At 64.6% G+C, this 11,816-nt stretch carries 9 protein-coding genes; 6 read left to right on the top strand and 3 right to left on the bottom strand.

The annotated features are described in order from the left end of the window. Positions 1 to 67 precede the first annotated feature (67 nt). From JQ567_RS14360 to JQ567_RS14350, 3 genes are all read right to left on the bottom strand, one after another. A complete protein-coding gene (locus JQ567_RS14360; RefSeq protein WP_212439416.1) occupies positions 68 to 1,870 on the bottom strand; it encodes an ABC transporter ATP-binding protein in 1,803 nt (600 codons plus the stop codon). A gap of 349 nt (positions 1,871 to 2,219) precedes the next feature. Further along, entirely contained in the window at positions 2,220 to 3,812 is a 1,593-nt protein-coding gene (locus JQ567_RS14355; protein ID WP_212439415.1) for a DHA2 family efflux MFS transporter permease subunit, read from the bottom strand. Positions 3,813 to 3,856: 44 nt separating this feature from the next. Beyond that, positions 3,857 to 5,191 (bottom strand): HlyD family secretion protein, encoded by a 1,335-nt coding sequence (locus JQ567_RS14350; RefSeq protein ID WP_212439414.1) that lies wholly within the window; start codon positions 5,189 to 5,191, stop codon positions 3,857 to 3,859. Between the two features lie 189 nt (positions 5,192 to 5,380). On the opposite strand from JQ567_RS14350, the gene JQ567_RS14345 reads away from it, so the two are divergent. From JQ567_RS14345 to JQ567_RS14320, 6 genes are all read left to right on the top strand, one after another. Continuing rightward, positions 5,381 to 6,022: a TetR/AcrR family transcriptional regulator gene (locus JQ567_RS14345; RefSeq protein ID WP_212439413.1), complete on the top strand. Its 642-nt coding sequence runs from the start codon at positions 5,381 to 5,383 to the stop codon at positions 6,020 to 6,022. Positions 6,023 to 6,282: 260 nt separating this feature from the next. Further along, positions 6,283 to 6,531, top strand: a complete 249-nt coding sequence (locus JQ567_RS14340) for a PilZ domain-containing protein (RefSeq protein ID WP_212439412.1) — start codon at positions 6,283 to 6,285, stop codon at positions 6,529 to 6,531. A 323-nt stretch (positions 6,532 to 6,854) separates the two neighbouring features. Then, on the top strand, positions 6,855 to 7,343 hold the full coding sequence (locus JQ567_RS14335; RefSeq protein WP_212439411.1) for a peptidoglycan-binding domain-containing protein: 489 nt from the start codon (positions 6,855 to 6,857) through the stop codon (positions 7,341 to 7,343). Between the two features lie 124 nt (positions 7,344 to 7,467). After that, positions 7,468 to 8,169, top strand: a complete 702-nt coding sequence (locus tag JQ567_RS14330) for a TetR/AcrR family transcriptional regulator (RefSeq protein ID WP_212439410.1) — start codon at positions 7,468 to 7,470, stop codon at positions 8,167 to 8,169. Beyond that, positions 8,166 to 10,856, top strand: a complete 2,691-nt coding sequence (locus JQ567_RS14325; protein WP_212439409.1) for a molybdopterin-dependent oxidoreductase — start codon at positions 8,166 to 8,168, stop codon at positions 10,854 to 10,856. The genes JQ567_RS14330 and JQ567_RS14325 overlap by 4 nt, the downstream gene beginning before the upstream one ends. Then, positions 10,853 to 11,764, top strand: a complete 912-nt coding sequence (locus JQ567_RS14320) for a xanthine dehydrogenase family protein subunit M (RefSeq protein ID WP_212439408.1) — start codon at positions 10,853 to 10,855, stop codon at positions 11,762 to 11,764. Before JQ567_RS14325 ends, JQ567_RS14320 begins: the two co-directional genes overlap by 4 nt. The last annotated feature ends 52 nt before the right edge of the window (positions 11,765 to 11,816 follow it).

Here is an 11,816-nt window from a genome sequence, read left to right as displayed (position 1 = left end):
CACTTCGCTTCAAAACGCTCCTGCACGCGGCCTCGGAACATCCGGGGTCCGCGCGCCGCAATGTCATTTACTCCGCCGCCGTAATGCGACCGAACTCCGTCGCCTGCCGCTCGAACAGCCCGCGATAGATGCCCCCCGCGCGCGCCGTCAGCATCGCGTGGGTGCCCTGCTCGACGATCTTGCCGCGATCGAACACCAGGATCCGGTCGAGGCTGCGTACCGTCGACAGCCGGTGCGCGATCACGATCGAGGTGCGGCCTTTCATCAGCCGCTCCATCGCCTGCTGGATCAGGCCTTCGGACTCCGAGTCGAGGCTGGAGGTCGCCTCGTCCAGGATCAGCACCGGCGCGTCAGCCAGGAACGCCCGCGCCAGCGCGACGCGCTGACGCTCGCCGCCCGACAGCTTGACGCCGCGTTCACCGACCAACGTGCCGTAACCCTTCGGCAGCCGCAGGATGAACTCGTGCGCATTGGCGAGCCGCGCCGCCTGCTCGACCGCCGCCATGCTGGCGCCGGGCCTGCCATAGGCGATGTTCTCGGCCAGCGAGCGGTGAAACAGGATCGGCTCCTGCTGCACGATCGCGATCTGGCTGCGCAGCGAATGCTGCGTCGCCTTGGCGATATCCTGACCGTCGATCAGGATCTTGCCGCCGCCGATGTCGTGGAGCCGCTGGACCAGTTTGACGAACGTCGTCTTGCCCGAGCCGGAACGGCCGACCAGGCCGACGCGCTCGCCGGCGCGGATGTCCACCGACAGGCCGTCATACAAGGGATCGCGATGTCCGCCGTAATGGAACGTCACAGCGTCGAACACGATGCGGCCGCCCTGGATGTCGATCGGCCTGGCATCGGTCGCGTCCGCTATGCCGATCGGCTCGGCATGGATCGCGACCAGCTCCTCCATATCGTTCACCGAACGCTGCAGATTGTTGATGTGCATGCCGACGTCGCGCAGGTACGCATGGATGATGTAGTAGCTGGTCAAGACATAGGTGACGTCGCCCGGCGTGGCGCGGCCCGCGATCCACAGCAGGATCGCGCCGCCGATCACGGACGTGCGAAAGCACAGCAGCACCGCGAGCTGCGCCGTCGAGGTGTAGTTGTAGCGTATCCAGGTCCGCCGCACGCGCGTGCGCCAGCGCCCGATGACGCCGGCCAGCCGCTCGTCCTCACGCGCTTCCGCGCCAAAGGATTTCACCACCGCGTTGCAGGTCAGGGCATCCGCCAGCGTGCCGCCGACCTTGGTGTCCCAGGCGTTGGAGACGCGCGCGGCCGGGGCGATGTAATTCATCGAGAACGCGATCGTCATCGCGACATAGATCACCGTGCCGACCGCAATGACCGCCCCGAGCGAGGGCCAGTGCAACCCGAGCAGGATCATCGAGCCCAACAGCACCGTCAGCGACGGCGCCAGCGCCATCAGGATGGTGTCGTTGAGCAGATCGAGCGCCCACATGCCGCGGGTGATCTTGCGCACGGTCGAGCCGGCAAATGAGTTGGCGTGCCAGTCGGTCGAGAAGCGCTGCACCCGCATGAAGGCGTCGCGCGACACGTCGGACATGATCTTCAGCGTGAACGGCACGATCGCCTGCAGCCCGATCAGCCGCAGCACCATCGACAGCGCGCCCAGCGCCACGATACCGCCAAAGGCGATCATCGCCGCGCGGCGCGCAGCGGGATCAGACGCGCCTTGCGTCAGCGCATCGACCAGATGGCCGGAGAACAGCGGCATGAACAGGTCGGCGGCAGTCGCGCCCAGCAAACCGCCGGCAACAACGCTGGCGCGGGCGGGCTGTTCGAGCCAGTGCCGGAACACGAACGGGATCACCACGCGTATCGCCGCGGGACGCTTGCTGGTTTGAACGGTCATGGCCTGATCCGGCACCGCTTGCGCGCACCCCGGCTCCATCTGAAAGGACGCGCGGACGGCACAGGGCCGAACGCAAGCGTCGTTGAAATAATCAGTAACTCGTTGGGAAGCTTGGGATGATCGGGACGTCAGGCCCGATCAGAGCTGGCGAAAAATGGCCTCAAAGGCCCGATACGGCGTCCAGCATAGGCATCGAACGCGAGCGGGCGGTCTGCGAATAAGACGAAATCATGCAAATCCTCCCCGGTTCGAGCGACAACGCGCACGCTTATAAATGCATCACGGGTGATTTGCAATATGACAACCGCGTGAGCGCGCGAAATCAATCATGCGCAACTCAGTGCCTTCTTCAGTGCCCTGAGCCACCACCCGCCGCCAGCGCCGGCGGCTTGTTCAGCAGCACAACCAGAAGGCTGAGGCCGACATAGAAAACGGCCAGCATGAAGAAGGCGTCGCCGAACCCCATCACCACCGCCTGGCGGTGGACGATCTGCGACAATTGCTTCATCGCCATCCGCGCGGCGTCGCCCATGCCCTGCATGCGCTGGGTGAACATGTTGAGTGTCTCCACCGCGGTGGCGTTGCCCCAGTTCACGCGTTCGTGCAGCCGCGAGATGTGCAGATCGGTGCGCTCGTTCAGCACCTGGTTGATCAGCGCGAGCCCCACCGCGCCGCCGAGATTGCGCGTCAGGTTGAACAGGCCGGAGGCGTTCTTGACCCGCTCCGGCGCCAGCGTGCCGAGCGCGATGGTGTTGGTCGGCACCATCGCGAACATCATGCCGACGCCGCGCAGGATTTGCGGGACCAGCAGTTCATAGAAATCATATTCGCGGGTGATCCAGGTCATCAAATAGGAGCCGAGCGCGAAGCTGCAAAGCCCGAAGGCGATGAGGTAGCGCATGTCGACCTTGGTCATCAGCCGTCCGACGATCGGCGCGGTGAGGAACATGGCGATCCCGGAGACGAACATGGTCTCGCCGATCATCAGCGCGCTGTAGCCGCGCACTTCGGCGAGATAACGCGGATAAACGTAGGTCAGGCCGTACAGCCCGATGCCGACGCAGAACGAGATCAGGCAGCCGATGGCGAAATTGCGGTCGCCGAACGTCCTGATGTCGACGATCGGCTCATGCGCTGTCAGCACACGCCAGAAAAACGCGATCGCGGACACCAGACAGACGGCGGCGCAGGTCGCGACCGACGTATCCTGCAGCCACTGATATTGCGGGCCTTCCTCGAGCACATATTCGAGCGAGCCGAGGAAGCCCGCCATGAACAGCAGGCCCCACCAGTCGAAATGTTCGAGCAGCTTGAAGTTCGGCTCGTCGAAATCGACCAGGATCAGCACGCCGATGGTGATGCCGATGCCCGGAATGATGTTGATGAAGAACAGCCAGTGCCACGACATCAGGTCGGTGATGTAGCCGCCGACAGTGGGACCAATCGTCGGCGCCAGCGTCGCGACCAGGCCAATGATCGGACCGACGATGTAGAATTTCGAGCGCGGAAACACCGTATAGGCGGAGGCGAACACGGTGGGGATCATGCCGGCGCCGAGAAATCCCTGCAGCGCGCGCCACACGATCATCTGCTCGATCGTCGAGGCGAAACCGCAGAAGAAGCTCGCGATGGTGAAGCCGGAGGCGGAGATCGCAAACAGCAGGCGGGTGCCGAACGCGCGTGACAGGAACCCGGACAACGGGATCGCGATCACCTCGGCGATCAGATACGAGGTCTGCACCCACGACACTTCGCTCGAGCTTGCCGAAAGCCCGGCCTGGATCTCCGACAGCGATGCCGAGACGATCTGGATGTCCAGGATCGACATGAACATCCCGAACACCATGATGAGGAACGCAAACAGCCGCCGCGGCGGGATGCGCTCGTCCGGCACCCTTGCGGCTGGTATCATCGACGGCGATGCGGTGGTGGCGTCTGCCATGATCTGCTCGGGACGCGCGCCGGGCTAACCCCGGCGCTATAAAATTACTTCGGATGAAGCATCGGCGACGCGTCGAGGTCGGCCTCGTTGTCGGCATCGGTGGCGCCGTCACGGGTGTTGACCGTCGTGTAGACCGACATGCCCGCGCGCAGCAGGTTTTGCTTCGCGACATCCTTCGGCACCCGAATTCGCACCGGCAGCCGCTGTACGATCTTGGTGAAATTGCCGGTGGCGTTATCCGGCGGCAGCAGCGTGAACACCGAGCCCGCCGCCGGCGAAATGCTGTCGACCACGGCAGCGAACTTGCGATGGCCGTAGGCATCCACGGAAATCGTCACGGGCTGCCCCGGGCGAATCCGCTTGAGCTGCGTTTCTTTATAGTTGGCGTCGATGAAGACGTCGTTGAGCGGCACCACATTGCCGAGGCGCTGGCCGGCCTGGATGAAATCGCCGGTGTTGACGATGCGGTTGGAGAAGGTGCCGTCGACCGGCGCACGCACCGCGGTGAAGGCGAGATCGCGCTCGGCCTTGGCCAGCGTGGTCTGCAACTCCGCCAGCTGGGCGCGGGCCTCGTTTTGCTGCGCCCTGGTCACCTCGACATTGTCGCGCGCGGCATCATAGGCCGCCTGCGCCGATTTTACCTGCGCCACACCCTGATCGCGGCCGGCTTCGGAAACTTCGAACGTGGCGCGCGAGGCAAAGCCCTTTGTGCTCAGCGCCTGCTGACGGTCGAAGTCGAGACCTGCGCGCTTCAGCGCCGCTTCCGCGGAGACGAGTTGCGCCTTGGCCTGCTCGACCGCGCTTTCCATCGCCGCCACCTGGCGGCCGATACGGTCGATGGTGGCCTGCTGGGTCGCGATCTTGGTGCGCGCGGCCTCCACCGCGATCCGGTAATCGCCGTCATCGATCCTGTAGATCACGTCGCCGGCGCGAACGATCGAATTGTCTGATGGAATGATCGCCGCGATATGGCCGGCGACCCGCGCACCCAGCGTGGTATTGTTGGCGCGCACATAGGCGTCGTCGGTCGAGATGTAGAAGCGTCCGATGAATGTGTAGTAGACGCCGTAGCTGACGGCCGCGAGTGCCAGCAGCGCGAACACGCCCATCATCACGAATTTGCGCTTGCCGGATTTCGGCGCGGCGGGTTGTGCGGCATCGGCGGGCGGTGCGGCCGGCCTGTCGGTTGCCGGCGCGCCTGGAGCAGTTGCCGGCTGGCGCCTGGTTTCTTCCGCAACGTGAGTTCGAAGCTGGTCCGCCAACTGGGCGGGGTCGCGCGCGGCTTCGTCTTCGGCCGTTGCCGCCTCCGGCTCCTGACGGGCCGACGCCTCCGGCTGTTGCCGAACGACGCGTGCGGCCTGGTCTCTCGCTGCGGCCATACCCCGGCCTCCCCATTACTCATGCACGGCGCAGACGCAGCCGAAACCCGGCCGTGAAGGCATCGTCATTTCCAGAATTATCATTGACCGAACCGTTCGGTCAAGATACATTTACGTGAAGGGACCATAGAGCGAAAGCACCTTCCCGTGCATATGTCCGGTTGAAATCTTTCCCGAGAAGATAAACCAATGGTTGCAGACACGTCGCATACGCTTGATGTCGTCCCCGACGAGGATTCCTCGAAGCGCCGCCAGATCCTCGACGGCGCGCGGAAAGTGTTCCTGGATCTCGGTTTCGACGGCGCCAGCATGGGCGAGATCGCGCGCTCGGCCGGCGTCTCCAAGGGAACGCTCTACGTCTATTTCGCCGACAAGCACCGCCTGTTCGAAGCCATCGTCGAAGAAGAATCGATCGAACAGGGCAAGACCGCATTCAATTTCGATCCCGACCGCGACGTCGACATCACGCTGCCGGAATTCGGCCGGGCCTACATCCAGGTGCTTTGTCGGCCGGGCGGCGGCTCGGCGATCCGCACCGTGATGTCGATTGCGGAGCGGATGCCGGAAGTCGGCCGCAGATTTTATGACAATGTGCTGGCCCGCACCGTCAATCGCTTCGCCGCTTATCTTGAGGCGCGGGGACGGCTCGGCGAGCTCGTGATCGACGATTACGAACTGGCGGCCTGGCAGTTCATGCAGATGTGCCAGGCGACGCTGTTTCAGGCTTTCATCTTCCAGGCCAAGCCGTCGCCGTCGCCCGAGCAGATCGCAACCGTCGTCGACAGCGCGACGCGGGTGTTCCTGACGGCGTATCGGGCGAAGGTGAAGTGAGAGCGAGCGTTGTCGGCTACAAGCCGAGGCTGTCATCCCCCGCGCATGCGGGGGATCCAGTACGCCGCGGCTTCTCGATTCCATCATTGACGTCTCTGGCATACTGGATCGCCCGGTCAAGCCGGGCGACGACAGTTGAGAGTGGCCGCGCGCAGCAGGCTACGGCCTCGTGCATCCACCGGCCTTCCCGTTCGTTCAAATTGTCCGCAACTGCAACCAGGCGCCCCCTCACCGCGTTTGATCGGTGGGAGGAATCCGCCATGGCAATTTTCGGTCGCCGCCCTTCTCGCCGGCGAACAAACCAGCCCGCATGGATGACCATCGACGGCAGCTTCGCCGCGCGTCAATGCACCGTCATCGAGATTTCGGAAGGCGGCGCGCGATTGCGGGTCGAAGACCCGCAATTCGTCAAGCCGCATTTTCATCTGAAATTCGACCGCACATCCCCCGGCAGGGCCTGCAAGGTCGCCTGGAAGAAGGGCGACCTAGTCGGGATCAAGTTCGTTTAGTTCGGGCAAAAAGCAACAATGTAGCCCGGATGAGCGAAGCGACATCCGGATGTCCGGGTCGCTGATCACGCATGTCGTGGAGCCTGTCATCGGGCGCGCATTCGCGCGACCCGGTGGCTCATGCGGGCTACAGCTGCGACGACGGCCATCATTGAGTGCCATGCGGTGCAACAATCGACGCCCGCTATGGAACAAGTGTTCCCGCCAGCCGTTGCCAGCGACGAAACCAAAATCGACCTTTGATTCAAAAGCCGGGTTCGTATTTGCACCGACGCAGGCTCTCAAAGCGAAATCATTTGAGGGACTCGGGGGAACAATAGGCCATGCGTGTCTTGATCCTTGCCTTGTCGATCCTGGGAATTCTTGTGTGCTCGGACGCTGCCAAGGCCGGGCCAAGCACGACCACGCGCGATCAGGCCGCATCCGTCGATGAGGCGGTCTTCACCGACGAAGCAACGCAGGAAACCGAGGATCGGATCGGCCTCGACAAGCCCAGGCGCCGCGACCTGCAGCGCCGGCTGACCCGTCTCGGCTTCGACACCAGGGCCAACGGAAAGTTCGACGCGCGGACCCGCGCCGTCATCACGCGCTGGCAAGCCGCGCGCGACTATCCCAAGACCGGCTTCCTCAACCCGTTGCAGCATCAGGCGCTCCTCAACGATTCCGCCTCGACGGCGAACGCGAGCATCCGTGACAACAAGTCCGGCAACGAGCGCCGGGCCCGACGTCGCGGCGGGGGCGGCGGCGGTCCGGTTGGTGTGATCGGCGGCGTCGTGGGCGGCGTGGTCGGCGGAATTTTCGGACGCCGGTAATCCGCAGATGGTCCTGGGCTTGAACTCGGCCGCCGCGACCGGCAGCGAGACGTGGGGCAGTTAGCCGCGCTCCAACACAAATCCGTCATTTGACACTTCGTCTTATTTTGTCAAATTCGTCAAAATGAAGCCCCGCGACCGCATCCTCGATGCCGCCATGCTGGTGTTCCGCCGGCAGGGGTTTCGGCGCTCGTCGATCGAGCAGGCGGCGGAGGCCGCCGGCCTGACGCGGCAGGCGCTCTACCATCATTTCAAGTCCAAGGAAGAACTGTTCCGCGCCGTGATCGAGCGGCTGCATGAGAACGCGCTGGCCGCCGAGATCGCGGCGGGCGAGGCCACCGAACAGGCCGGCGGCGGTCTCGCCGACATCCTGATCGCCGAGATCACCGCGCGGATCGGGCAGTTGATCGCGCCGCTCGAGGGTTCGCCCCATATCGAAGAGCTGTTCTCCGAGCACCTGCTGCAGGCCCGCGACATCTACCAGAAATATGCCACGCATTATGCCGCGCAACTGACGTCCACGATCGAACGCGTCTGCCGCAAGCAACGTCTCGCGATCAAGGGCATGACCGCGCCCGACTTCGCGCGATGCGTCGAGATGGCGTTCAACGGCACCAAGTCGGCCTATCCGGCGATGCAGCCTGCCGACGCCTTCCTGCGGGATTTCGGCATCATGGTGCGCACGCTGGTCGCCGGCGCCGTGAGCCCGTCGCCGAAGCCGCACTCAAGAGACACTGCAGGAAAACCTGCAAGAAAAACTGCAAGAAAAACTGCAAACAAACCTGTCGCAAGCAAAACCGCCCGCAAATCAGGAGATCGCAGATGAGTACGATGACGATCAACGGCCGTGTCGCCCCCCTGCCCGACGACCTCGACGCCATGCTGATCGATGTGGTCAGAAGCGATCTCGACCTCACCGGCACCAAGCTCGTCTGCGGTGCCGGCGTTTGCGGCGCCTGCACCGTGCTGGTGGACGGTGCGCCGGTGGCGAGTTGCCTGATGCCGGCCCGCGCCGCCGCCGGCAAGACAGTCACCACGGTCGAGGGCATCGGCGCCGAAAAGCTGCATCCGGTGCAGAAGGCGTTCATGGTGCACGACGCGCTGCAATGTGGGTTCTGCACGCCGGGCTTCATCGTCGAGGCCGCGGCGTTCCACGACCGCTGGCGGGCGGCAAAGGGAACGGCAACACCTTCGCGCGAGGAAATCGGCGCTGTCCTGTCGGGGCATCTGTGCCGCTGCGGCGCCTATGACGGCATCTTCAGCGCGGTGGCCGCGGCCTGCAGCGGCCAGTTCGACGGCGGCGACATCGTCTCGCCGCGCGTCGAGGCGCGCGACAAAGTGACGGGTGCTGCGAAATACACCGTCGACATCCGTCATGAAGGCCAGCTCGAAGGCGTCATCCTGCGCTCGCAAATCGCGCATGGCAAAATCGCAGAGCTCGACCTCGCGCCCGCGCTGGCGCTGCCGGGTGTCGGCGCCGCGATCTCGCTGCTCGCCGAAGACCGGATCGTCCGCTTTGTCGGCCAGCCGATCGCCGCCGTCGCGGCAAGGGATCGCAAGACCGCGCTGGCAGCGATTGCCGCGATCAAAATATCCAGCGAAAAGCTGCCCTCGGTGATCGGGCTCGATGAAGCCCGCAAGCCCAATGCGCCTGTGGTGTTCGAGAAGGCGGACCGCAAGAAAGCCGGCAACGTCTCCGAAGGCGCCGGCGCGCCGGCGCCGTGGAAGGCGAACATCCGCGGGCCGTCGGCGGCGTTCTCGCTCAAGCCCAAGAACGTGCGGAGTTGGGTCGAAAGCGCGCGGCAGGAGAAAAATCCGTTGCTGGTCGAAGGCGTATTCCGGACCGGCACGCAATCGCATACCTGTTTGGAGCCGCACGCGTCAGTCGCGCATTTCGAAGGCGGCCGACTCACCGTGCATGCTTCGACGCAAAGTGTATTCCATCTGATGGAGCTAATCGCCAAGCGTTACAGGCTCGACCACGACAAGGTCCGCGTCATCGCCGACCATGTCGGCGGCGGTTTCGGCTCCAAGGCCAGTCTCGGCGCGGAGACGACGATCGCGATCGATCTGGCGCGCGCCGCCAAGGCGCCGGTCCGCGTCGCCTTCGACCGCCATGAAGAGCTTTCGGTGACCGGCTATCGGCCCGCGTCAGAGGTCAAGCTCGCGCTGCTGCCGTCCGAGCAGGGCGGCTTGAAGGCGCTGTCGCTCACGGCCTACGCCGACACCGGCGCCGCGATCAATTCCACCATCGCAACTCTGGCACGGCTGATCTATCCGGCGGAAGGCAAGGAGCTCGCCGATTTCGACGTCATCAGCAATCTGCCGCCGGGGGCGGCGTTTCGCGGACCCGGCGGACCGCCGATGGCGTTCGCGGTGGAGCAGGCGATCGACGAAGCCGCGCTGCGAATGAAGGTCGATCCGATCGAACTGCGCAAACGCTGGGATACCGATCCGAACCGGCGGCGGCTTTATGAATGGGCGCAAGGGCTCGACGTCTGGCGCAACCGGAAGTCACCGGCCGAGCAGACCGGCCGCTATCGCCGCGGCGTCGGCGTCGCCACCGGATACTGGCTTTATCTCTGGCAGCCCGGCTCGAAGGTCGAAGTGTCGGTCAAGGGCGGCCGCTTGATCGCGAGCACGGCGATCCAGGATATCGGCACCGGCAGCCGCACCGTGATCGCCAATACGGTGGCGCGCGAATTCGGCCTCGAGCCGCATGAGGTCGAGGTTCACATCGGCGATTCCAAACTGCCGGTAGGCCCTGGCTCGGGCGGCAGCCGCACCACCGCCTCGGTGGTGCCGCCGACATTGCTCGCGATTCAAAAGCTCAAGGCCGCGATCGAAAAAAATGCCAAACGAAAGCCGGCGCCGGGCTCGAATGCGCCGTGGCGCGAATTGCTGGCGGCGTCGCCCGACCTCACCGCATCAGGCGTGCGGCCGGAGGACAGCAACCGGATGGCGCCGGGCGTTGAGTCGCCCCTGAAGCAGGTGGGTATTCTGGGCTGGATCTTCGGTAAGATGATGCGCTGGATGTCCAACATGGTGATCGGCGCCGGCGTGCCGAGTTCGGTGCAGGTGATCGAGGTCGAAGTCGATACCTGGCTCGGCCATGTCCGGGTCCTCAACGTCCACACCGGCATTGCAGTCGGCAAGATCGCAGCGCCGGCACTGGCGCGAAGCCAGGCGGCGGGCTCGGTCATTCAAGGCATCGGCTACGCGCTTTATGAAGCGCGCGAGATCGACGGGCGCACCGGCGATACGCTGAGTGGCGGGCTGGAGGATTATCGCATTCCGGGGATCGCCGACACGCCCGTGATCGACGTGCATTTCGACGAAGCGGGTTTCGATCACGTACTCGGCGGCAGCGTCGGCATCGGCGAGGTCGCGACCGTGCCGACGTCGCCGGCGGTCGCCAACGCGATCTACAACGCCACCGGCATCCGGCCGATGGAGTTGCCGATCCGGCCCGACCGTTTGATCTCGGCGCTGAAAGGGAGGGCCGCCGCATGACACCGGCCATGACGACTGAATTCCGCGCCGCCGGCACTGACCTTTCCGAACGTCGCCGCAGCGGCGTCTCGAAGGGCCCGCTGATGGATATCGTGCCCGCGTCTGACATCTCGGGCATGCACTGGGGCGCCGACGGCACGCTGCGCATCGGCGCCTACACCACCATCGCCGCGATCGCCGCCGATCGAAGCATCGCCGCCGCCTATCCCGGCATTGCGGCGTCGGCGCAGGGCCTTGCAACGCCGCAGATCCGTCACCTGGCAACGCTCGGCGGCAATATCGCGCAGCGTTCGCGCTGCTGGTATTTTCGGAATCCGCATATCGCCTGCCTGAAGAAGGGCGGCACGGATTGTCCGGCCCGCGATGGCAATCACCTCTATCATGTCGCCTTCGATCTCGGCCCCTGCGTGGCGCCGCACCCTTCCACGATGGCGGCGGCGTTGCTGGCCTATGATGCGACCATCATCACCTACACGCGAAGCGGCCTGTCGATACCAGACGTGCTCGGCGACGGCTCCAACGGCACCGTCGACAATTTGCTGCAGCCGGGCGAGATGATCCGGGGCATTGAACTGCCCAAGCCTTTGGAAGGCGAGCGCGCGTTCTACAAGCGCGCGATCAGCCGCGCCTATGCGGAATGGCCGCTGGTCGAAGTCTGCGCCCGCGCGGTCATCAAGGACGGCACGTTCCAGTTCATCCGCCTCACCGCCGGCGGCATCGCGCCGGTGCCGCTGCGGCTAAAGGCGGCGGAAGGCGCCGTGCAAGGCAAGGCGGCCAATGCGTTGAACATTGAAGTGGCTGCCAAGCTTGCGATGTCAGGCGCAAAGCCGTTGCCGATGACGGGCTACAAGCTCGATCTCTTGGAAGGCGTGGTGCGGGATGTGCTGGAGAAGTTGGCGGCTTCGTAGGGTCGGCAAAGGCGCGCAAGCGCCGTGCCCACCATTTTAACCGCGCGTGGGA

It is taken from the genome of Bradyrhizobium sp. AUGA SZCCT0431 (assembly GCF_018131065.1).
Taxonomy (GTDB): domain Bacteria; phylum Pseudomonadota; class Alphaproteobacteria; order Rhizobiales; family Xanthobacteraceae; genus Bradyrhizobium.
This window is presented reverse-complemented; position numbering and strand designations above follow the sequence as displayed.